The 22,542-nt window shown below is 71.8% G+C and carries 19 protein-coding genes and 1 pseudogene; 8 read left to right on the forward strand and 12 right to left on the reverse strand.

The genetic code is table 11. The annotated features are described in order from the left end of the window. Positions 1-2 precede the first annotated feature (2 nt). Both ACYVF7_RS41305 and ACYVF7_RS41310 read right to left on the reverse strand, forming a co-directional pair. Positions 3-1,533, reverse strand: a pseudogene (locus ACYVF7_RS41305) (glycoside hydrolase family 97 catalytic domain-containing protein); the annotation flags it as partial. A gap of 145 nt (positions 1,534-1,678) precedes the next feature. Next, positions 1,679-3,187 (reverse strand): MFS transporter, encoded by a 1,509-nt coding sequence (locus ACYVF7_RS41310; RefSeq protein WP_460351438.1) that lies wholly within the window; start codon positions 3,185-3,187, stop codon positions 1,679-1,681. Between the two features lie 72 nt (positions 3,188-3,259). Here ACYVF7_RS41310 and ACYVF7_RS41315 point away from each other — a divergent pair, with 72 nt between their 5' ends. After that, entirely contained in the window at positions 3,260-4,240 is a 981-nt protein-coding gene (locus ACYVF7_RS41315; RefSeq protein WP_460351439.1) for a helix-turn-helix domain-containing protein, read from the forward strand. Positions 4,241-4,265: 25 nt separating this feature from the next. On the opposite strand, the gene ACYVF7_RS41320 is transcribed toward ACYVF7_RS41315, so the two are convergent. The 4 genes from ACYVF7_RS41320 to ACYVF7_RS41335 form a co-directional block, all read right to left on the reverse strand. Then, on the reverse strand, positions 4,266-4,523 hold the full coding sequence (locus ACYVF7_RS41320) for a cupin domain-containing protein (RefSeq protein WP_460351440.1): 258 nt from the start codon (positions 4,521-4,523) through the stop codon (positions 4,266-4,268). 115 nt (positions 4,524-4,638) lie between these two features. After that, a complete protein-coding gene (locus ACYVF7_RS41325) occupies positions 4,639-5,250 on the reverse strand; it encodes a TetR/AcrR family transcriptional regulator (protein ID WP_460351441.1) in 612 nt (203 codons plus the stop codon). After that, the gene (locus ACYVF7_RS41330; protein ID WP_460358395.1) at positions 5,247-6,464 is read right to left on the reverse strand and encodes an acyl-CoA dehydrogenase family protein; all 1,218 of its coding nucleotides are present in this window, start codon (positions 6,462-6,464) and stop codon (positions 5,247-5,249) included. The genes ACYVF7_RS41325 and ACYVF7_RS41330 overlap by 4 nt, the downstream gene beginning before the upstream one ends. 132 nt (positions 6,465-6,596) lie before the next feature. Then, positions 6,597-6,956, reverse strand: a complete 360-nt coding sequence (locus tag ACYVF7_RS41335; protein ID WP_460351442.1) for a substrate-binding domain-containing protein — start codon at positions 6,954-6,956, stop codon at positions 6,597-6,599. On the opposite strand from ACYVF7_RS41335, the gene ACYVF7_RS41340 reads away from it, so the two are divergent. Beyond that, the gene (locus ACYVF7_RS41340) at positions 6,940-8,097 is read left to right on the forward strand and encodes an FGGY-family carbohydrate kinase (protein WP_460351443.1); all 1,158 of its coding nucleotides are present in this window, start codon (positions 6,940-6,942) and stop codon (positions 8,095-8,097) included. The two genes, ACYVF7_RS41335 and ACYVF7_RS41340, sit on opposite strands and share 17 nt — an antisense overlap. 85 nt (positions 8,098-8,182) lie before the next feature. Here the strand turns inward: ACYVF7_RS41340 and ACYVF7_RS41345 are convergent, their stop codons facing one another. The 5 genes from ACYVF7_RS41345 to ACYVF7_RS41365 form a co-directional block, all read right to left on the reverse strand. Continuing rightward, on the reverse strand, positions 8,183-8,569 hold the full coding sequence (locus ACYVF7_RS41345; RefSeq protein ID WP_460351444.1) for a hypothetical protein: 387 nt from the start codon (positions 8,567-8,569) through the stop codon (positions 8,183-8,185). A 393-nt stretch (positions 8,570-8,962) separates the two neighbouring features. Further along, positions 8,963-9,565, reverse strand: a complete 603-nt coding sequence (locus ACYVF7_RS41350) for a GTP-binding protein (RefSeq protein ID WP_460351445.1) — start codon at positions 9,563-9,565, stop codon at positions 8,963-8,965. Next, positions 9,546-9,920, reverse strand: a complete 375-nt coding sequence (locus ACYVF7_RS41355) for a DUF742 domain-containing protein (protein WP_460351446.1) — start codon at positions 9,918-9,920, stop codon at positions 9,546-9,548. Before ACYVF7_RS41355 ends, ACYVF7_RS41350 begins: the two co-directional genes overlap by 20 nt. Positions 9,921-9,926: 6 nt before the next feature. Beyond that, positions 9,927-10,352: a roadblock/LC7 domain-containing protein gene (locus tag ACYVF7_RS41360; protein WP_460351447.1), complete on the reverse strand. Its 426-nt coding sequence runs from the start codon at positions 10,350-10,352 to the stop codon at positions 9,927-9,929. Between the two features lie 22 nt (positions 10,353-10,374). After that, the gene (locus ACYVF7_RS41365) at positions 10,375-12,678 is read right to left on the reverse strand and encodes a sensor histidine kinase (protein WP_460351448.1); all 2,304 of its coding nucleotides are present in this window, start codon (positions 12,676-12,678) and stop codon (positions 10,375-10,377) included. A 457-nt stretch (positions 12,679-13,135) separates the two neighbouring features. Between ACYVF7_RS41365 and ACYVF7_RS41370 the strand changes: the two genes are divergently transcribed. The 3 genes from ACYVF7_RS41370 (at position 13,136) to ACYVF7_RS41380 (ending at position 18,061) form a co-directional block, all read left to right on the forward strand. Beyond that, positions 13,136-14,155, forward strand: coding sequence for a glycoside hydrolase family 6 protein (locus ACYVF7_RS41370; protein ID WP_460351449.1), 1,020 nt, complete (start codon positions 13,136-13,138; stop codon positions 14,153-14,155). A gap of 301 nt (positions 14,156-14,456) precedes the next feature. Then, complete coding sequence (locus ACYVF7_RS41375) at positions 14,457-15,887, forward strand: class F sortase (RefSeq protein WP_460351450.1); 1,431 nt, start codon at positions 14,457-14,459, stop codon at positions 15,885-15,887. Between the two features lie 104 nt (positions 15,888-15,991). Next, a complete protein-coding gene (locus ACYVF7_RS41380; RefSeq protein ID WP_460351451.1) occupies positions 15,992-18,061 on the forward strand; it encodes a WD40 repeat domain-containing serine/threonine protein kinase in 2,070 nt (689 codons plus the stop codon). An 88-nt stretch (positions 18,062-18,149) separates the two neighbouring features. Here ACYVF7_RS41380 and ACYVF7_RS41385 read toward each other — a convergent pair whose 3' ends face one another. Continuing rightward, positions 18,150-19,307: an aldose epimerase family protein gene (locus tag ACYVF7_RS41385; protein WP_460351452.1), complete on the reverse strand. Its 1,158-nt coding sequence runs from the start codon at positions 19,305-19,307 to the stop codon at positions 18,150-18,152. 260 nt (positions 19,308-19,567) lie between these two features. On the opposite strand from ACYVF7_RS41385, the gene ACYVF7_RS41390 reads away from it, so the two are divergent. The 3 genes from ACYVF7_RS41390 (at position 19,568) to ACYVF7_RS41400 (ending at position 22,535) form a co-directional block, all read left to right on the forward strand. After that, positions 19,568-20,359: an IclR family transcriptional regulator gene (locus tag ACYVF7_RS41390; protein WP_460351453.1), complete on the forward strand. Its 792-nt coding sequence runs from the start codon at positions 19,568-19,570 to the stop codon at positions 20,357-20,359. A gap of 137 nt (positions 20,360-20,496) precedes the next feature. Further along, positions 20,497-22,416 (forward strand): beta-galactosidase, encoded by a 1,920-nt coding sequence (locus tag ACYVF7_RS41395; RefSeq protein ID WP_460351454.1) that lies wholly within the window; start codon positions 20,497-20,499, stop codon positions 22,414-22,416. Continuing rightward, positions 22,380-22,535: a Beta-galactosidase C-terminal domain gene (locus tag ACYVF7_RS41400; RefSeq protein WP_460351455.1), complete on the forward strand. Its 156-nt coding sequence runs from the start codon at positions 22,380-22,382 to the stop codon at positions 22,533-22,535. Before ACYVF7_RS41395 ends, ACYVF7_RS41400 begins: the two co-directional genes overlap by 37 nt. Positions 22,536-22,542: the final 7 nt, after the last annotated feature.

The raw sequence follows: 22,542 nt of genomic DNA on the forward strand, positions 1-22,542 counted from the left end.
TGGTCGCGCGACTGGGCGTAGCAGATCGTGTAGTCCATCGGGCCGGCCACGTTCCGGGTGAACGGCAGCGTCACGTTGTGCGTGGCGGTCGGGAAGTGCTCGTTGCCGCGGACGCCTTCCATCGTGATGTAGTTGGGCAGCGTGCGCTCCACCGGCCGGCCGCAGGTCGTCGTGGGTGTTGACCAGCAGCCTGTGCTCGCCGAACGTCCGGATGGCGTTGAAGATCCAGTCGTTCTGCTCCTGCGTGCCCTCCCGGAGGAACCCGAACTTCACCCCGGCCACGCCCCACTGCCGGTAGAGCGGAGCGATCTGGTCGAGCGCGCTCTCGGCGGCGATGCGGTTGACGTAGAGGATCACGCCGATGCCGTGGTCGCGGCCGTACGCGATGACCTGCTGGAGGTCCAGCGCCGGGATCGGGCGCGTCGGGTCCGAGCTCGGGCTGCTCTCCGGGCCGTACCAGCCGGCGTCGAACTCGACGTACTGCAGGCCGCGTGTCGCGGCGAAGTCCACGGCCGCCAGCCCTTCGGCCGTCGTCAGGTTGGAGCGGAACGCCTTGCCGGGTCTGATCCAGGACGTGTCGGCCAGCAGGCTGGGCCGCGCGAGGGTGGTGACCAGGTCACCGCGGTCGACCAGGTCGGCGGCGCTGCCGCCCACGATGAGGGTCCGCCACGGGGTGGCGAACGGCGTGGCGACCGAGAACGACGACTGGATCGGCCCGCCGCCGCGCTGCGCGGAGGTGGCCAGGTACGACACCACGGCGTCGGCGTCGTCCGGCACTGAGGCGAGCAGCAGCCGCGGGTAGTGCTCGCGCGCCGACTCGGCGATGCACGCGGTGCCGCCGTCGGCCAGCCGCACGGTGACGGGAATGTCGGCCAGGGGGCCGTTGTCGCCGGCGCCGTTGCTCGAGACCGGTATCGCGCCCGGGGACACCGGGCTGTAGTCCGACTCGTCGCGGCTCGCCCACAGCACGGCTCCGGTGGGGAAGCGGAAGCGGGTCTGTTCGCCGGCGATGGTGACGGCGTCTCCGGGAGCGTTCCGCAGGAGGTAGCGCAGCGCGACGCCGTCGTCGTAGGCGCGCAGGATGACGCTGAACGCCGTGTTCGTCGCCGGATCGACCAGGTCGACCTGGAGTTCGGCGCATTCCTCGGTGAGTCGTTCCCGCCGCCCGTACGCCGGGGTCCAGTGCCCGTGGACCCGGTCCCGGCGGACCCTGGTGAGCGTCGCGCCGGGCCCGAGCAGGGCGCCCGAGTCCAGCCGCAGCCCGAGCGCCGACGGCAGCAGCACGGGCCGCCGGTGCAGGTTCACCGCCCAGGTCAGGCCGGCGGGTCCCCATCCCAGCCGGGCGTGCAGTCGCCCGCCCGGTGAGATCACGGACCACGACCGTCCAGGGGAATCCGTGTCCTCAGCCGTGGCCGTCCTCGCCGTCGCGATCCCGGCGGCTCCGGCTCCCGTGGCGATCGCGCCGGCCAGCAGCGCGCGTCTCGTGATCCCGCCGCCGGGCATGGTCGAGCCCGTATCTGAGTCCGCCCTCATGACGCCAACTCCCTGGTCACGCCCGCCGCTCCCGGAGGCACCCGGTTCAGATGGCGATAATTAATGCCCGAATGCACGCAAACTGTCAATAAGAAAGACATACGAACATGTTTCGCACATTTTCCAACATGGATGGTGTGTCGAATCATCGATCGGCTTCGTGGACCACTCGACCGGCCTCCGGCTCGAGTGCCGCGCGCCCGGTGCCGTGCTCGAGTGCCGCGCGCTCGGTGCCGTGCTCGAGTGCCGCGCGCTCGGTGCCGTGCTCGAGTGCCGCGCGTTCGCCGCCGTCGGCCCGCCGCCCGGCGATGCCGAGGGCGGCGACACCGGTCAGGCCGGCGGCGATGAGGACCACGAGCCAGGCGCGGTGGAAACCGGCCAGGCCGCTCGTACGGTCCGCGCCGAGGACGGCGACCAGCACGGCCACGCCGAGGGCGGAGCCCAGCTGGCGCGCCATCGACAGCACCGCGGACCCCGACGCCAGATCGGCACGCGGGACGGTGTCGGCGCAGGCGAACAGCGACGGTTGGATGACCGCGTTCGCCGGCCCCCAGAGCAGCATGCTGGGCAGGACCACGCTCCGGTAGGCGGGGGCCGCTTCGGCGGTCAGCAGAGGCCAGACCCCGGCCATCGCGAACAGGAACGCGCCTGCTAGGACGGTGTTCCGCTTCCCGAAGCGCGCCGACAGCCGGCCGGAGAAGGGTGACAGGACGCCGGCCGCCAGCGGACCGGGCGCGATGCCGAGCGCGGCCCGGACGACCGAGAAGTGCCACTGCTCGGTCAGCAGCAGAGTGGTGCCGAGGAGCATGGCGGCGAAGCCCACGTAGTACGTGACCAGCCCGGCGGCACCGGCGCTGAACGCCCGTACGGCGAACAGCCGTGGCTTCACCACGGGATCGGAGTGGCGAAGGACATGCGCGACGAATGCCGCCACCAGGGCGAGCCCTGTCGTCAGCATCGTCCCGGTCCACGCCACGGGCCAATCCGAGATCTCGGTCAGCGCCGTGCACACGAGGCCGATGGCCCCGAGCGCCAGGAGCATCCCCCAGTGGTCGACACGCCGGCCGGTTCCCTGACCGCCGCCGCGAGGCAGGACCGCGATACCCGCCGCCAGGGTGGCGAGGACGAGAGGAACGTTGATGAGGAAGATCCAGCGCCAGTCCCACTCGACGAGCAGCCCGCCGAGCACCGGACCGCCGCCGGCCGCCACCGCCCCCACCGCGGCCCACACCCCCACCGCCGTGCCCCGCCGGTGCGCGGGGAACGCCGAGAGCGCGAGACCGAGCGAGGTGGGCATGAGCACGGCGGCACCGGTCGCCTGCAGCGCCCGGAAGACGATCAGAGCCGGCAGCGTCGGGGCCAGCGCGCAGCCGAGGGACGCGATGCCGAACACGATCAGACCGGCCAGGAAACCCGCGCGGGGGCCGACGATGTCGGCCGCGCGCCCGGCCGGGACGAGCAGAGCCGTGACCACGATGGCGTAGGCGTCCAGGATCCAGGAGACGTCCGGCAGCGTCGCCGGGGAGAAGTCGCGCCGCAGTACCGGAAGCGCGATGTTCGCCACCCACAGATCCAAGATCGTGAGGAACTGGGCCGCGCACACGACCGCCAGCACGGCGCCCGCCCGCCGCGGGACATTCACGGGTTCGGTCATGCATCACAGGCTGCAAGGGCCCAAGCCACCAGGGCCAGTGGCAAGAATGACGATAACCGCTAAAATAGTGACATGGCTGCTAGAAGCGTGGCATTGGCCGTCACCGAGGATGTGCCGATCTTCGAGGCCGCCATCCCGTGTGAGGTGTTCGGGCGCGCCCGCCCCGATCTGGCCGACCCCTGGCTCTACGACTTCCGGATCTGCGCCGCCGAGCCGGGCCGCACCACGCTCGGCGCCGGCTTCGTGGCGGGCACGGCGCACGGCCTGGATCGGCTGGCCGACGCCGACACCGTGATCGTGCCGGCCTGCGCCGACGTCCACGACGCCCAGCCTCCCGACCTGGTGGGGGCGGTCCGTGCGGCCCACCAGGCCGGAGCGCGTGTCGTCTCGCTCTGCTCGGGCGCGTTCGTGCTCGCCGCCGCGGGCATCCTCGACGGCCGGCGCGCCACCGTCCACTGGCTGTACGCCGACCTCCTGGCGAAGCGCTTCCCGAAGGTCACCGTCGACCCGGGCGTCCTCTACGTCGACGACGGCGACGTGCTGACCAGCGCCGGCACCGCCGCGGGCATCGATCTCTGCCTGCACCTGGTCCGCCTGGATTTCGGCACCCGGATCGCCAACCTGCTCGCCCGGCGGCTCGTGGTGCCCCCGCACCGCGCGGGCGGCCAGGCCCAATACGTGGAGACCCCGCTGGCCCGGCAGGACGACGACGGCCTGGCGCCGTTGCTCCACTGGGCCATCGAGCACCTCGACGAGCCCCTCACCATCGCCGACCTGGCACGCCGGCAGCACGTCACCCCCCGTACGCTGATCCGCCGCTTTCACGCGGCGACCGGGACATCACCGCTGCAGTGGCTGCTGGCCCAACGTATGCAGAGAGCACGTGAACTCCTCGAGTCCACGTCCGAACCCGTGGGTCGCGTCGCCGAGCGCAGCGGCCTGGGCGCCGAGGCGAATCTGCGCCACCACTTCACCCGCGCGGTCGGAGTGTCCCCCGGCCAGTACCGGCGCACTTTCAGCCAGAGGCCACCCTCTCCGCACGACGGTGACTGACGGGTGCCCGTACCCGGGCGGGCACTCAGCCTCCGTTCGGCAGTTTGACGACGGTGAGGAGGACGGCCGAGTCCTCGAGCGCCTCAAGGCTGTGCCGGGCGTCGGGCACGGCGATCAGGTCACCCGTCCGGCCCTCCCAATGATCGCTCCCGGCGACGAGCCGTACCCGGCCACGCAGCACGTGCACCGTCGCCTCCCCCGGGCTCGCGTGCTCGTCCATCGTCGAACCGGCCGTGAGCGCGACGACGGTCTGCCTCAGCGCGTGCTCATGGCCTCCGTACACGGTGGTGGCGCTCCGGCCGGCCGCCCCGCGCCGGCACGTTCGAGCTGCTCTCTGGTCACCGCGTCCAATGACAGTTTCCGCATGTCCTCCATTTACCGCAGTGGCGGCGAAGCATTCATCGACCCTCGAACACGCCGTCCCCGGTCCGCAGCCCGTCGAGGAAGAGAGCCACGTAGTAGTCGCCCAGGGCCGCGGCGTCGAGCGGCCCGTCGGGGTGCCACCACGTGCTGATCTGGTGGACCGCGCCGAAGAAGAAGTTGACCGCCAGGTCCGCCGGCACCCCGGGCCGGAACGTCCCCTCCCGCTGGCCCTCCTCGATCAGCGCGCGGACGCACTCGTGGTAGCGGCGCCGCTCCGCGCGCACCGCCTTCTGCTTCTCGGCCGGCAGCAGGTGCATGGAGCGGAAGAAGACGGTCACCTCGTCCAGGTGGGCGAGGCTCGTCTCGATCACGTCGACGGCGGCGGCGCGCAGCCGCTCCTCGGCCGGACCCTGACCGCTCGCGAACCGCTGCAACCGCTCCGTCTGCAGCGCCAGCAGCCGGTGGTAGATCTCGTACAGGAGGTCGTCCTTGGCGGCGAAATAGTGGTACATCGCCCCCTTGGTCACCCCGGCGGCCGCGACGATCTCCTGTACGGAGGTGCCTTCGTAGCCGTTCTCGGCGAACAGCCGGGTGGCCATCGCCAGCAGCCGCTCCGGCAGCGGGCGGTCGTCGCCGGAGGCCATCATCTCCCCCGGTAGGGGGCCAGCTCGCGGCGGGCGATCGACCGTTTGTGCACTTCGTCGGGCCCGTCCGCCAGGTGCAGGGTGCGCACGCCGGCCCACAGGTCCGCGAGCGGGTAGTCCTGCGAGACGCCGGCGCCGCCGTGCGCCTGGATCGCCCGGTCGATCACCCAGCCCGCCATCTCCGGCACCGCCGCCTTGATCGCCGAGATCTCCACGCGGGCGCCCTTGTTGCCGACGGTGTCCATCAGCCAGGCGGTCTTGAGGACCAGCAGGCGGGCCTGCTCGATCCGGATGCGCGCCTCGGCGATCCAGTCCTGCACGACGCCCTGGTCGGCGATCGGGCCGCCGAAGGCGACCCGGGACACGACCCGCTCGCACATGAGCTCCAGCGCCCGCTCGGCCATGCCGATGGCGCGCATGCAGTGGTGGATCCGCCCGGGGCCCAGGCGTTCCTGCGCGATGCGGAAGCCCTCGCCCTCGCCGAGCAGGACGCCGGTCACGGGGACGCGGACGTCCTCGAAGTCGATCTCGGCGTGGCCGCCGTGGGTGCCGTCGTCGTACCCGAAGACGGTCATGCCGCGCTTGACCGTGACGCCGGGCGTGTCCTTCGGCACGAGCACCATGCTCTGCCGGCGGTACGGCGGGGCGTCCGGGTCGGTCACGCCCATCACGATGAGGATCTCGCAGGCCGGGCTCATGGCTCCCGACGACCACCACTTGCGGCCGTTCAGGACGTACGTGTCGCCCTCCCGCTCGATGCGCAGGGAGATGTTGGTGGCGTCGGAGGACGCGACGGCCGGCTCGGTCATGCAGAACGCCGAGCGGATCGCGCCGTCCAGCAGCGGCTCCAGCCACCGCGCCTTCTGCTCCGGGGTGCCGAACAGGGAGAGGATCTCCATGTTCCCGGTGTCGGGGGCCGCGCAGTTCAAGGCGACCGGGGCGATGTGCGGGGACCGGCCGGTGATCTCGGCGAGCGGGGCGTACTGCAGGTTGGTCAGCCCGGCGCCGTGCTCCTTGTGCGGCAGGAAGAGGTTCCACAGGCCGCGTTTGCGCGCCTCCGCCTTGAGGCCCTCGATGACCGGCGGCGTGGTCCAGGTGCCGGCGCGCTCGGCGGCCTGCGCGGCGAAGACGGGCTCGGCGGGATGGACGTGGGAGTCCATGAAGTCGAGCAGCCGATCACGGTACTCGATGGTCGTCTGATCGAATCCGAAGTCCATGTGCCGTCCCTTCGCGAGCCCGGTCGCCACGCCCGGCCGCCGTACGGGCAGGGCCATACCGACTGGTCGGTATGACGACCGTAAGCAGTACGGCCGGGCCGCGTCAACGCTCGTGCCGCCCCGCCGGTGCCTTCATGCCCGTTCGCGGAGCGAACTCTCACGGATCTTCAGCTCCGCGGACAGCACGATGTGGCGAACGGGGAAGGTCTCGCCGACGATCCGCCGCAACAGCAGTTCGGTGGCCTGGCGTCCGATCTCGTACGTCGGCTGGCTGACGACGGTGAGCCGGGAACGCATGTCGAGCGCCGGGGTCATGTCGTCGAAGCCCACCAACGCGATGTCGTCGGGGCAGCGCACCCCGGCCTGGTCGAGCGCGTTGACCGCGCCGATGGTCATGAGGTTGTTGGCGACGAACAGGCCGTCCGGGGCGTCCTTCAGCTTCAGCAGGCGCTCGGTGGCCTCCCGTCCGCCGTCGATGCGGAAGTCGCTCACCCGCCGGTACGGCGCCGAGACGATCGTCGAACGCGGCGGATCCCCGCTGACCACCCAGGCCGTCGGCCCGAAACTGGCCTGGCTCCGGCGGCACGAGCCCGACGTGTGGGCGCGGACGCGCCGGCTGTTCATGGCGAGTTCCTTCCTCGTGCACGAGCTCACCGGCGAGTACGTCCTCGACCGCCACTCCGCGAGTCAGTGCACACCGCTGTACGACAGCCGGGAGCACGCCTGGATCGACGGCTGGGCGGCGGAGATCGCGCCCGGCCTGGAGCTGCCGCCGCTCCGCTGGCCCGGGGAGATCGCGGGCACGGTCACCGCGCCGGCGGCGGAGCGGACCGGACTGCGGCCGGGCACGCCGGTCGTCACGGGGACCATCGACGCCTGGGCCGAAGCGGTCAGCGTGGGAGTGACCGACCCCGGCGACGTCATGGTGATGTACGGCACGACGATGTTCCTCATCGAGGTCCTGGCGCAGCGGCGCGCCTGGCCGGAGCTGTGGGGAACGGTCGGGGTCACGCCGGGCACCTACGACCTGGCGGCCGGGATGGCCACGTCCGGAGCGGTCACCGGCTGGCTGCGGGACCTGACCGGAGGGTCGTACGCCGAGTTGACGGAGGAGGCGCGCGCGGCCGGCGCCGGAGCGGGCGGCCTGCTGATGCTGCCGTACTTCTCCGGCGAGCGGACGCCGCTGTTCGACCCGGACGCGCGCGGGCTGATCCTGGGCCTGACCCTGCGTCATCGGCGCGGGCACCTGTACCGCGCGGCCCTGGAGGCCACGGCCTTCGGCGTGCGGCACAACCTGGAGACGATGCGGTCGGCCGGCGGCGCGGCCAAGCGCCTGGTGGCGGTGGGCGGCGGCACTCAGGGCGGCCTGTGGACGCAGATCGTCTCGGACGTGCTCGGACAGCCGCAGGTCCTGCCGTCCGTGACGATCGGCGCGTGTTACGGCGACGCCCTGCTGGCCGGGCGGGCCGTGGGCCTGTCCGCCGGCGAGTGGAACCCACCCGCCGACGTCGTCACCCCCGACCCGGCGGCCGGGGAGACGTACGACGAGTTGTACGGCCTGTACCGCGGCCTCTACCCGGCGACGCGCGGCGCGGCCCACGTCCTGGCCGCGCTGTCGCGCCGCATGGCGTGAGCGTCGTGCTCACCGATGGAGGCCGTACCAGCTGGTGAAGGCCGTGCTCACTGGTGGAGGCCGTACCAGCTGGTGAGCGTCGTGCTCACTGGTGGAGGCCGTGCCCGGTCTCCTCGTCGCCGCGGTCCACGTCGAGGCCGACGATCGAGGCGCACCGGCAGCAGACCCATTCGGCGACGACCGACTCGGAGTCCATGTCACGCGTACGGTAGGGCTTGGCGATCTTTCTGCGCCGCATTCCGTGACCGCACGTCGAATGCACCAAAAGACCACAATTCGGGCAGGGCCACACGTCATCGCCTGGACGTTCGCAACCAGGACAAACTGGGCCATCTTGATCGGCATGAACGGCGATCAACGCAAGCTCGGAACGCCAGTCGCGTTCGAGATCAAGGTATTCGTCGGCAGGCCAAGAATGATCAGCCAGCCAGGCGAGATATTCCTCGTCGCCGGGGGGCAGGACGGCGGTCATCGACTCGGGGTACCCGTCTTCCGGCTCAGGGGCGGGCGCCGCGGACCGGCGACGGCCCCGGACGGCGAGTACCAGGGACACGAGGGCGAGCAGGGAGATCCATAGGAAGATGTTCACATTCCCACATCCGCGGAGGCACTCATGGCAGCGATCACGCGGCAGGGCGGCAATGCGAGGGGAAGCACTGCGGTACCCAAGGGTGGCGTCCTTTCATGAGTCGCTGTCGGGGGGCGCAAGCGATCATGCATGCGGGCCATAAAACGGTAGAACAGTACCGAATCCAGCTCGGCCATGGAAATCGATCAAACAATTTCTGATCGTTACCGAGACGATGTTCAAATAATGAATCTTCCGTCTCGTTCCCTGGTCCGTCCGGCGTCGGTCGGCGCGCCGTCACCTCGCCGGGGCTCGCCGGCCGGCGAGCCGCAGCGCGTGCTCGACGATCGAGACCAGCACCAGCTTCGCCGACTCGCGGCGCCGCACGTCGCACAGGATGATCGGCACGTCGGGGTCGACGTCGAGGGCCGCGCGGACCCGGTGCACGTCGTACCGGGGAGCGGCGTCGAAGCAGTTGACGGCCACGACGAACGGCGTCCCGCGCTGCTCGAAGTAGTCGATCGCCGCGAAGCTGTCGGCGAGCCGCCGGGTGTCGGCGACGACCACCGCGCCGACCGCGCCCTTGGCGAGCTCGTCCCACATGAACCAGAAGCGCTGCTGCCCGGGGGTGCCGAACAGGTAGAGCGCCACGTTGTTCCGGAACGTGATGCGCCCGAAGTCCATGGCGACCGTCGTGGTCTCCTTGCCGGCGACCCCGAAGGTGTCGTCGACGCCGATCCCCACGCTCGTGAGGGCCTCTTCGGTGCGCAGCGGCCGAATCTCGCTGACCGTGCCGACCAGCGTCGTCTTGCCCGCTCCGAACCCTCCGGCGACGAGGATCTTGATGGCCACCGGCGACTCCGCCGTGGCGACGGCCGAATCAAAGTGTGTATAGCTCATTGAGCACTGCCCTGAGTATCCGTTCGTCGTGCGCGTACACGTGCGACTGCGGAGGCCGCACGCTGATCAGGCCCCAGTAGTGAAGATCGCCCAGCAGGACGCGGATGACGCCGAGGGGCAGGCCGAGGTCGGAGGCGAGATCGGCGACCGTCACCGGCCGCCGGCACAGGCCGAGGAGCCGCAGGTGCTCCGGATCCAGCCACCGCCGGTCCTCCCGCGCCGGCGCCCGGCCGACGATGACGGCCAGCAGGTCCAGCGTCTCCCCGTACTCCCGGGTCCGGCCCCGGCTCACCGCATAGGGTCGGACGATCGGGCCCGCCGCGTCGTCGAACCACCGCCGCTTGGGCGCGGTCAACGGGGATCACGCTCCCCCCGGCATGCCGTCCGGTCTGCCGGCCGTCGACCGCGCGGCGGTGGCCAGGTGACGCCGCACCCGCTTGACCAGCCGCGCCATCTCGTACGCGATCAGCCCGATGTTCGCGTCGCCCTCGCTGACGACCGCCAGGCACGTGCCGTCCCCGGCCGTGACCACGAACATGAACGCCTTCTCCAGCTCGATGACCGTCTGGCGGATGCCGCCACCCTCGACGCGCTCGCTGACCGTACGCGCCAGGCCGTGGAGTCCGGCCGCCAGCGCGGCGAACCGCTCGGCCTCCGCGGAGTCCATCCCGCGGGACATGCCCATGGGCAGCCCGTCCCCGGTGAGGATCATCGCCTGCCGCACACGCGCGACGCGTCCCACCAGATCGTCGAGCAACCAGTTCAGCTCGCCGGTCGTGTCCAGCATTCGTCCACTCCCCCTTCGCCGGTCATTCGTCCAGGTCCGGAGCCTCGCGGCCGCGCTGCCATCCCTGCTGCAGCGATGACATCAGCGACCGGGTCTCCTCCGGCGGACGGGTCGTGGCCGCACCGCCGGCCGGCGGCGCGGACCAGGTCGACTCGTCGCGTAGCTGGGGTGCCAGGTTGGTCTGACGGACGCGCTTCGGCAGTTCGGGCGCGTCGGCGTCGGTCCAGCCCTCGTGGGGCGTCGGGATGTCCTCACCCGCCCAGCCGGACGCGGCGAAGTCCGGGGCCTCCCAGGCGCCCCCGCCGCTCCACACGGGTCCCTCGGCCCAGTGGTCCATCGCCGGGGCGGCGAGCTCACGCGGGGCGGTCAGTGAGGGCGGCGGCTCGGCGGGCGAATCGATCTGCACGACGGAATGCCAGGCCGCCTCGATGGGCGACTCGTCGGCCCAGGTCTGCTCGTATTCGACGCCGTCGTCGTCACCGGCCACCAGCTCCGGCGGGATCAGCGCGACCGCCCGGACGCCCCCGTACGGGGACCGCCCGAGGGTGACGCGCATCCCGTGCCGCTCGGCGAGCCGGCCGACGATGAACAGGCCGAGCCGGTCGCTGTCGAGCAGGTCGAACTCCGGAGGATTCGACAGGCGCCCGTTGGCCTCGGCGAGCTCCTCGTCGTTCAGGCCGATGCCCCGGTCCTCGATCTCGACGGCGTAGCCGTGGGCGACGAGCTCACCCCGGACCTGCACCTGCGTGGTGGGCGGGGAGAACGCCGTGGCGTTCTCCAGCAGCTCGGCCAGCAGGTGCGTCACGTCGGCGACGACGGCGCCGTCGAGCGCGGCCGGCGTGGCGGCCTCGACGTCGACCCGGGTGTAGTCCTCGACCTCGGCGACCGCCGCCCGCAGGATGTCGCGGATCCCCACGGGGTTGTGCCAGCCGCGGGCGGGCGGCGCTCCGGACAGGATCGCCAGGCCCTCGGCGTGGCGCCGCATCCGGGTGGTGAGGTGGTCGAGGGCGAACAGGTCGTCGAGGACGTCCGGGTCGCGCGCCTGCTTCTCCATCGTGTCGAGCATGGCGAGCTGGCGGTGGAGCAGCGACTGGTTCCGCCACGCGAGGTTGAGGAAGACCTGGTTGATCCCCTTCCGCAGGCGCGCCTCGCCCACGGCCGCCTCGACGGCGGTCCGCTGCAGAGTGGTCAGGGCGTCCGCGACCCGGGAGACCTCCTTGCTGCTGCCGACCTCCACCGGCGGGCTCTCGGCGGCGACGTCCACCTCCTCGCCACCGCGCAGCCGCTTGATGACCTGCGGCATGCGTTCCTCGGCGAGGTTCAGGGCCGCGCGCTGCAGGCCGGACATCTCCCGCGTGAGCGCGCGGCCGAACAGCACGGACACCAGGATCGAGATCGCCATGGCGAAGAGACCGATGCCCGCGGCGAGGTAGAGCAGGAGGACGATCCGGTCGCCGATCGGCTTGGCCTCGTTGGTCAGCGCGGTGCCGGCCGCGATGGTCGCCTTCGCCCACGAGGTCATCAGCGGGGTCACCGTGGGCTGCCACCCGGCCGCCGTCTGCGCCGGCAGCCGCCCGCCGCGCGAGTCGATGATCGCCTGCTCCAGCGCGCGGAACGTCGTGAAGGACTCGGAGTCGGCGACCTCGTCCCACGGCGTGCGCAGCGAGGGCTTCAGTTCCGCGCGCGCCGCGTCGAAGAGGTAGCGCTCGTTGTACGCGCTCTGCGTGAACATGCTGTACGCGGAGGCGCTCAGCCTGTGCCTGCCGACGAGCGCGGAGGTCACGATGGCGTCCTCGCGCATCACCAGCTCGCGCGCCATGGTCGAGTCGACCAGCGCCCTGCCCTGCTGGAAGATCTCGGGGTCGTTGATGACGATCATGGTGCTGAACACCTGGATCACGGAGTTGATCAGGGCGTCGTAGTCACCGATCATCCGCAGGCTGTCCAGCGACCCGGAGTCGACCTGACCGCGCAGGCCGGACAGCCCGTCGAGCTGCGTCCACAGGTCGCTCAGCCGCTGTTCGGTCGTGGGGCTGATGGAGCGCCGGGCGCTGTCCGACAGCACCGACTTGCGGAGGGCGGCCTGCGCCGCGTCGGCGGCGGCCCGGCCCTCGTTGACCTCGTCCCGTCCCTGTCGGCCGTGGGTGCTCAGCAGGACGGCGGAGGCCACGCGCTCGCGCTGCAGCATCGCCGACAGCGCGGCGCCGGGGAGCGCGACCTTGTTGTACGCGGTCGACGCCTCGTACTTGTTAAGGGCGTCACGCGACGTGAGGAACGCGGCGAACGCCCACAGACCGGCCAGACAGACGAGGGGCACGAGGACCATCACCAACAGCCTCGTCCGCAGGGACCACCTGCCGGAACGCTTAGGGGAACGCATGAAGGGCCTCACCGGTCTCCGCGGGCATTACATGAATCAGATTCAAGATCCCTAACCGGCTCAAATGGCACCACAGATGCCGCGTTCGTGGCAATAGCCCCCCTGGGCCATCCCGGTACCCACTCATTCGTCACGGTGCGTGATTAATGAGACGTATGACCGTTTCTGTGACTCAAGAAAAATTCGCGGCAACCTTCTCAGACCCCCGGGCGACTGGAAGGGCGGAACGTGTCCGCCAAGGTCGCCGCCCGGCCCGGCGGCCACGCTCCGTCGCCGCCCGTCCCTGGCCCTCGCGGGGGCGGGCGGTCTTTTGGGCGATATCCCGGAATCCGGCCGACCCGGCCGCTAGGGTCCCTCAAGATCAAAAACGTTGCCTCGGGGGCATCCGCTGAGGAGGAAACGCATGACACGCGCGTTGCGCCGCGACGGCATCGTCGCGCTCGCGGCCCTGGCCGCACTCGCGACGTCCTGTTCGTCCGGTCATCCGGCCGGCGCGACCGCCGACCACGACCGGGCCGGAGGGGTCACCGCCGCCGGGAGCCCGCTCACGTCGACCAAGGGCTTCTACGTCGACCCCGGTTCCAACCCCGTCACCTGGGTCAAGAACCACCGCGGAGACTCACGGGCGAAGCGCATCAACGCCTCCATCGCCACCAAGCCGATGGCCCGCTGGTTCGGCAACTGGAGCGGCGACATCACCAAGGCCGTCTCCGGCTACACGGCGGCGGCCAAGGCCAAGAAGAAACTGCCGATCCTCGTCGCCTACAACATCCCGGGACGGGACTGCGGCGGAGCCTCCTCGGGCGGCGCCGGAAGCGCCGCGGCGTACCGGACGTGGATCGCGAAGTTCGCCGCGGGCATCGGCAGCCGGCCCGCCGTCGTCGTCATCGAACCCGACGCCGTGGCCCAGGTGGACTGCCTGCCGAACGACGGCGAGCGCAAGACCCGCCTGTCGCTGCTGAGCTACGCGGCCGCCCAGTTCAAGGCCAAGGCACCGGGCAGCTGGGCCTATCTCGACGCCGGAAACGCCAAGTGGATCCCGGCCGCCACGATGGCGCAGCGGCTGCGGTCCGCGGGCGTCGGCAGCGTCCGCGGCTTCGCCGTCAACGTCTCCAACTACTACACGACCGCCCAGTCGGCCTCGTACGCCAAGGCCGTCAACGCGGCGCTCAAGTCGAAGTACGGCTACACGCGCCACTTCGTCGTCGACACCAGCCGGAACGGCAAGGGTTCCAAGAACGGCGAGTGGTGCAACCCGGCGGGCCGCAAGCTCGGCACGCCGTCCCGCACCGGCGGCGGCGCGGAGATGCTGCTGTGGGTCAAGGTCCCCGGCGACTCCGACGGACCCTGCGGAGTCGGCAAGGGCATCCCGGCCGGCCAGTTCAGCCCGGACCTCGCCATGAAGCTCATCAACGGCGGCTGAGCGACGGTAGAACTCCAGCGACCGGCTGCGGCGCGTGCCCGCCGCAGCCGGTCGCTGCCGCGAGCCCGGTCCCGGGCGTGGGACACCGCCCGACCGTTGGCGGGGAGACATCGCACGATCGCGGCCGGGAGCGGCCAGCGCCGGAAGGGGGGCATCGGCCCGATCACGGGACATGACGGCAATCCGTGAGGAAGACTTCACGCAGAGCCGAACCTGCCGGGTCATTCCGGCCGCGTCCGCTCTCCCGTCGATGTCACCAGCCCGCGCCGGTCGCGGGCGCACGCATGTCAGGAGACCGTCCATGACCACCCGCCCCCCGCAGCCGTCCGGCCGGAGCCTCATCGTGCGTGGCTCCGTCCTCGTCGCCGTCACCGTCTTAGGTGTCGCGCTGCCGGGGTCGTCCTCCGCTCTCGCCGCCCCGGGCGACGGCTACCTCCGGCTCGCGCACCTGTCGCCGGACACGCCCGCCGTCGATGTCTACCTGTACGCCGCGGGACGGACCACGCCGCGGCTGGTCCTGAAACACGTGGGCTACGGCGACCTCTCGCCGTACCAGCGGCTCAGCGGCGGTGCCTACACCGTCGCGATGCGGCCCGCCGACGCGGCGGCGTCCAGCCCGCCGGTCCTGTCGGCCCGCGTCCGCGTCCGCGCGCGGGAGGCCTACACCGTCGCCGGCCTCGGCCCGTACAAGGGAATCACGCTCAGGGTCCTGGACGACGCGCTCGCCGTGCCGCCCGGACGCTCGGCGCTGCGCGTCATCGAGGCGTCGCTCAAGCGGCCGACGGTGACCGTCACCGCCGATGACCGGCCGCTCGCCGACGGCCTCCGGTTCCCCGCCGTCACCGGGTACCGCCCGATGCGGGCGGGCACGACGACCGTTCGCGTCACGAGCGGATCCGGAAAGCCACTGACGGCACGGCTGTCGCTGCGCCCCGATTCCATCCACACGCTCGTGGTGCTCGACGGCCCGTCGGCGCCCCGGCTGCTCGACCTGCGCGACGCCACGGCGCCGCGCCGGACGCCGCGCGGCAGCGTCGAAACGGGCCTCGGCGGCCTCGCCGGACTCGCCGACCCGGTCGCACCGCCCCCCTGGGCGGCCTCCGCCCGGCTGATCCCGCTGCCCGCCGGTCCGTCGCCCGAGGCGTCGCCTACCGGCGTCCCGTCGCCCGACGCCCCGTCGTCCCGGGTCCCGTCGCCCGGCGTCCCGACGCCCGACGCCCCGTCGCGACGAGTTCCGCTGCCCGGAGTCTTGCCGGCCGCCGGTGAGCCGGGCGGGCGGACGGGCGCGTACGCCGAGCCGGTCATGTTGCGGATCCCCGCTCTCGGCGTGCGGACCGTCCTGGAACGGTTGTCGACGGATCGGGACGGCCGCCTTCAGCCGCCTCGGGAACCCGCGCGCGCCGGGTGGTTCGGCGACGGCATCCGTCCGGGTGCCCCTGGGCCCGCCGTGATCGCGGGACACGTCGACTCCCGCACCGGCCCGGCCGTCTTCACCGGGCTGGGGTCCCTGCGGCCGGGCGACCGGATCCAGGTCACCGACGCGAGGGGCCGGGTCGTGGCCTTCACGGTCGACCGTGTGCGGTCGTACCCGAAGACGGAGTTCCCGACGGAGGACGTCTACGGGGCGACCCCCGACCCGCAGTTGCGCCTCATCACCTGCGGCGGCGCGTTCGATCCGGCGTCGGGACACTACCGGCGCGACGTGGTCGTGTACGCGAGTCTCGCCTCGTGAGGCCTGCCCGCCGGCCGTCGCCCCTGCGGCGGCCGGCGGCCCTCCGGGGAAGACCGGCCCGAAGCCCCTATCTCCAGGGCGTCGGCGACGGTTATCGTCCTTCCATGCCGGAAGGCGGAGGGCGGCTGATCGCCGGGCAGTACCGTCTCATCGAGCAGGTCGGCCGTGGCGGCTTCGCGGTGGTGTGGCGGGCGCGCGACGAGCGCCTGGACCGCGACGTCGCCGCCAAACGGCTGTTCCTCCCCTCGTACTTCACCGAGGAACAGCGCGCGGAGCAGCGCCGGCGCACACTCCAGGAGGCCCGCTCGGCGGCCCGGCTCGACCACCCCGGGGTCGTCACCGTCCACGACGTCGTCGAGGACGGGGACGATCCGTGGATCATCATGGAGTTCGTCGAGGGACGGTCGCTCGGGGAACTCGTCCGGGCGGAGGGCCCGCTGCCCCCGGAGCGGGTCGCCGACATCGGGCTGCAGTTAGTCGACGCCCTGATCGCCGCGCATCGGGCCGGCGTCCTGCATCGCGACGTCAAGCCCGGCAACGTCCTCGTCGCCGAGCATCGGGTGGTGCTCGGGGACTTCGGACTGGCGACCGTGGAGGGCGACCCCGCACTCACCCAGTCCGGCGTCGTCATGGGCGCCCCCGCCTACCTGTCGCCCGAACGGGCCCGCGGCGAGCCCGCCGTCCCCGCGTCGGACCTGTGGTCGCTCGGCGCCACGCTCTTCTACGCCGTGGAGGGGCGCCGGCCGTTCACCGGGCCGAACACCAACGCGGTGCTGCACTCGATCGTCACCGAGGAGCCGGCGCCCGCGCCGCACGCGGGCCCGCTCGCCCCGGTCCTGGACGGCCTGCTCCGCAAGGACATCGCCGACCGCATCGACGCGGACGCGGCGGCGGAGCTCCTGGCCGCGATCGCCGACCCCGCGCAGCCCCTCCCCGGCGGGGCGTACGCCGACGTGCCGCGCCCGCCGCAGGCCGCGGGTCGCCGTGCGCATACCGGCCGGGCCCGTCGCCGATCCTGGGCGGCCCTCGCCGAGACGACCCGTCCGCAGCGCGCCGTCCGCGGTGTTTCTCCCCGGCCGACCGACCCGTACTCCCCCCGACCAACCGACCGCTACTCTCCCCGACCAACCCCCGGCCGATCTCCCCGCCGATCTGCCGGGCAGCGGCCGTGGCACGGGCGCCACCTCACGCTGCTGGTGGCCGCCCCCGTGGCCGTCCTGGCGCTCACCCTGCTGACCGTGCCCGAACAGCCGCACGACGTCGCGCGGCGTACCCGGCCGCCACGGCGGCCGGCAAGCACGGCTCCGCGTCTCGCCGCCGCGCTGACCGCGGGCCCGGGCGAGATCTACACCGTGGCCTTCAGCCCGGACGGGCGCACCCTCGCCACCGGCGGCGCGGATCACTCCGTACGGCTGTGGAACCTGCCCGACCGGCGGCCGATGGCGACCCTCACCGGCCACGCGTACGACGTGTTCGCGGCGGCGTTCAGTCCGGACGGGCGCACCCTGGCGACCGCGGGGTACGACGGCAAGGTCATCCTCTGGAGCCCCGCCGGGCGGACGCGCGTCGCGACCCTGGACACGCACGGCAACAGCGTCAGCGCGCTGACCTTCAGCCCGGACGGCGGGCTCCTCGCGAGCGCGGGCGACGCCGTCCGGCTCTGGAGCGTCCCGGACCACCGCTCGGCCGGCGCGCTGCCCACCCGGGACGAGGGCATGTTCACCGCCGCCTTCGCCCCGCACGGGAACACGCTGGCCACGGCCGGCACCTGGGCCATCCGGCTGTGGGACACCGCGCGGCCCGGCCGCCCCGTCACCGTGACCCGGCTGACGTCACTCGTCGTCGGGATGGCGTTCAGCCCCGACGGACGGATCCTCGCGGCCGGCGGCTACGACGGCCGCGTCCGGCTGTGGGACGTCGTCACCCACCGGCTCGTCGCGTCCCTGCCCAGCCTCCCCGGTCGCGTCAACGGCGTGGCGTTCAGCCCCGACGGCAGGCTCCTCGCCTGCGCCGGAGGCGACGCCGTCCTGCTGTGGAACGCCCTGACCCGGAGGCCCGTCACCACGCTGGCCCCCCGGGCGGGCGTCGTCGACGCCGTCGCCTTCTCCCCCGACGGCAGGACACTCGCGACGGGCGGCGACGACGCGACCGTACGCCTCTGGGACCTCGGCTAAAGCCTGTCTCAAAGCCCCGCTGAGCGGCAGGCCCTGGACGGCGGCACCGGGCCGCCGCTCGACGCGGGCGGCCCGGTGCCGGTCGGGATCAGTGGGCCGAGAACGACCAGACCGTCGCCGTCCGGTACGTCTGCCCGGGGCGCAGCACCGCGGACGGGAAGTTCGCGTGGTTCGGCGAGTCGGGGAAGTGCTGGGTCTCCAGCGCGAGGCCGTCTCCCTGCCGGTACTGCCGGCCGCTCGTGCCGTACAGCGTGCCATCGAGGAAGTTGCCCGAGTAGAACTGGATGCCCGGCTGGTCGGTGTACAGCTTCAGCACCCGACCGCTGGTCGGCTCGCTGACCTCGGCGGCGAGTCGGAAGCCCGAGCCGTTGAGGACCCAGTTGTGGTCGTAGCCCTGGCCGTACGCGAGCTGCTGGAAATTGTTCCGGATGCGCGCGCCGATGGGCGTCGGCTTGGTGAAGTCCATCGGCGTGCCGGCGACTGGGTCGAGCTTCCCGGTCGGGATGAGGGTCGAGTCGACCGGCGTGTAGCGGCTCGCGTTGAGCATCAGCCGGTGGTCGTAGATGCCGCCGGACCCCTCACCCGCCAGGTTGAAGTACGAGTGGTTGGTCAGGTTGACGATCGTGGCCTTGTCGGTGGTGGCCCGGTAGTCGATGCGCAGGTTGTGCCCGCTGAGGGTGTACGTCGTGCTGGCCTTGAGCGTGCCCGGGTAGTTCATCTCCCCGTCCGGGCTGGTGTAGTCGAGCCGCAGCGAGACGGAGTCCTTGCCCTTGCCCGGCGTGGCGGCCCAGACCTTGGTGTCGAAGCCCTTCGGGCCGCCGTGCAGGCTGTTGCCGTTGTTGTTCAGCGGCAGGTGGTAGGTCTTGCCGTCCAGCGTGAAGGTGCCCTTGGCGATGCGGTTGGCGTACCGCCCGATGAGCGCCCCGAAGTACGGCCCCGGGTTGTTCTTGGTGACGTAGTCGTCGAGCTTGGGGAAGCCGAGGACGACGTTGGTGCGGTGTCCGTGCCGGTCGGGGGCGTCGACCCGCTGGACGATCCCGCCGTACGTGATGATCTTGACGCTGATGGCGTTGCTGCTGAGGGTGTAGCGCCAGACCTTCGTGCCGTCGGAGAGAGTGCCGAACAGGTCCTTGGAGATGGTCGGCTTCGACGCCGCTTCGACGTTCGCCGCCGGGAGGACGCCGGTCACCAGCGCGGCCAGCGCGGCCATGCCGATGAGGCGGGATTTCGTTGGGCGGAGGGGCACGAGTGCTCCTTTCTTCGGCCCTGGGGCCGGAATGCGCATCCACCGCCCGCCCCCCGATCAGGCGGTCTTCGATGTGCTGTTGTCACGGAGGCTGCGAGAAGGCCGTCGGCCTGCCCCGCGCACAGACCGTCCCACCCTGTTCGAAATTTCGAACATTGTTCGAGGCCTGCGGGCAGACGCTAAATTCCACCGCGATGCGCTGTCAAGAACGCAACACTAAGCTGTTCGGCATTTCGTACGGAGTCCGAAAGGTGGCCGGAATGGGACGTGCGGTACCGGCGGTGACTCGCGCCCTGGACATCCTGGAACTGTTCCTCGAACGCCCCACCCTGTCCGCACCGGAGATCACCGAGCGCCTCGGGCTCCCCCGTACGACGGTCCACGAGCTGGTCACCACGCTCGCTGAACGCGCGTACCTCATCCCGGTGTCCGGCCAGCCGACGCGCTACCGGCTCGGCATGCGGCTGTTCCAGCTCGGCAGCGTCTTCGCCGACCAGCTGGATCTGGCCCACGAGGCCCGGGAGGCCGCCCAGCGGGTCGCCGCCGAATGCGACGAGACGGTCCACGTCGCGGTCCTCGACGGCACCGACGTCGTCTACATCGCCAAGGTCGACAGCACCCACCCGGTCCGGATGGTCTCCGCCGTGGGACGCCGCCTGCCCGCGCACTGCACCGGCGTCGGCAAGATGCTGCTGTCCGGCCTGACGCCCGAACGCCTCGACGCCGCCTGTCCGCTCGACGGGGACCTGGCCGGCATGACCGTCCGCAGCATCACCTCGCCCGTACGGCTGCGGGCCCACCTGGAGGAGATCCGGCGGGACGGGCTCTCCTACGACGAGTGCGAGTCGAACGACGCGGTGTTCTGCGTCGCCGCGCCCGTCTACGACCACACGGGCGACATGGTCGCCGGAATGAGCATCTCGGTGCCCAGCCTCCGCTGGGACGACCGGCGGCGCGAGGAGTGGAGCGGCCTGGTCCGCGGTGGCGCGGCCACGCTCTCGCAGCGGCTCGGTCACCGCCCGCCGAGCCAGGACTCCACCGCGACGACCTGACGGCCGGGGACGGCGTCGCCGACCGACATGCCAGATCTTGACGGCGTCCGGACGACCTGCGAACATGCGGATGTTTACGTAAACATTAGTACTGTCGCCGGTCAAGCGGGAGACCGTTCCCGGTGCGAGGAGTGCAGGTGGTCAACAACCCATCGCCCCGGTGGCTGCGGTGGCCCGTCGACGGTGCCCGTCCCGGGATCGCGTTCGGCGCCGACTACAACCCCGAGCAGTGGCCCCGGGACGTCTGGCGGGAGGACGCGCGGGCGATGAACGCCGCCGGCGTGACCGTCGTCGCGCTGGCGATCTTCTCGTGGGCCCGTATTCAGCCCGCCGAGGACCGATGGGACTTCGCCTGGCTCGACGAGGTCATGGACCTGCTGCACGAGCACGGCATCGCGGTGAACCTGGCCACCGCCACGGCCTCACCGCCGCCGTGGCTGGCCACGGCCCACCCGGAGATCCTCCCGGTCGACCAGGAGGGCCGCACCCGGTGGCCGGGGGCGCGCCAGCACTGGCGGCCGACGTCCCCGGTCTTCCGCGAGCACGCGCTCGTGCTCGTCCGCGCGATGGCCGAACGGTACAAAAATCACCCGGCCCTGGCCGCCTGGCACGTGTCGAACGAGCTGGGCTGCCACAACATCTACGACTACTCCGACGACGCGGCGCGGGCCTTCCGCGCGTGGCTGCGGCAGCGGTACGGGACCGTCGACGCGCTGAACGCCGCCTGGTCGACCAGCTTCTGGTCGCAGCACTACAGCGACTGGGACCAGGTCCTCCCGCCCCGCCTGGCGGCGCCCTCGTCCTTTCCCAACCCGGCCCAGCAGCTTGATTTCAAGCGGTTCTCCTCCGACGCGCTGAAGGAGTACCTGCGGGCGGAACGCGACCTCCTGCGCGAGCTCACGCCCGACGTCCCGGTCACGACAAACTTCATGGTCATGAGCGGCATCACCGGCATGGACTACGCCGACTGGGCCGCCGAGATCGACTTCGTGTCCAACGACCACTACGTGATCCCCGGCCCGCAGGGGCAGGACGAGCTGTCGTTCTCGGCGAACCTCACCGGCAACCTGACGCCGGGCCGCCCCTGGTACCTGATGGAGCACTCCACCAGCGCGGTGAACTGGCAGCCGGTCAACCGCCCCAAGCCGGACGGCGCGATGGCGCGCGACTCCCTGACGCACGTCGCCCACGGCGCCGACGCGGTCTGCTTCTTCCAGTGGCGGCAGTCCGCGGGCGGCGCGGAGAAGTACCACTCGGCGATGCTGCCGCACGCCGGGGAGGACAGCGCGGTGTTCCGCGCGGTCCGCGACCTGGGCGCCGCGCTGCGGGATCTCGCCCCGGTGGCGGGCGCCCCGCGCAAGCCGGCGCGCGCGGCGATCCTGTTCGACTGGCAGTCCTGGTGGACCGCCGAGCTGGACTCCCACCCGTCGTCGCTCCTGCGCTACCACCAGGAGGCGCTGGACTGGTACTCCGCGTTCCTCGCCGAAGGCGTACGCGCCGACGTCGTCCCGGCCGGGCACGCGCTCGACGGCTACGACCTCGTGGTGGCGCCGATCCTCCACGTGGTGCCCACGGCCCTGGCGGAGCGGCTGCGCGCGTACGTCGCGGGCGGCGGGCACCTGGTGACCACCTACTTCTCCGGCATCGTGGACGAGAACGACCGGGTGTGGCTGGGCGGCTATCCGGGTGCGCTGCGCGACCTGCTGGGAATCCGGATCGAGGAGTTCGGGCCGCTGCCGGCCGACGAGGGCGTGGAGCTCGACAACGGCTCCGTCGGCACGCTGTGGACGGACCGGATCGACCTCACCGACCCCGCCGTTCGGGTCCTGGCCACGTACAAGTCCGGCGAGCAGTCGGGCGGCCCGCCGTCACGCTCCGGCGTACGGGCGCGGGCTCGGCGGCGTACGTCTCGACCAGGCTCGGCCCCCAGGGACTGCGGCCGGTGCTCGCCGAGCTTCTGCGCGTCAGCGGCGTGGACGGCGAGCTGCCCGAGCAGGCCCGTGGGCGAGTCGAACTGGCGGTGCGCGCCACCGGCGACGCCGAGTTCTGGTTCCTGATCAACCACACCGGAGAGCCCGTCGAACTCGGCGGAGTCGACGGGCAGGTCCTGTACGGCGAGGCCGACGATCGGGTGCTGGGCCCCCACGGCGTCCGCGTCCTGCGCCGTCCCCGATGAGACCCGC

The sequence above is a fragment of the Actinoallomurus acanthiterrae genome, from assembly GCF_054775715.1.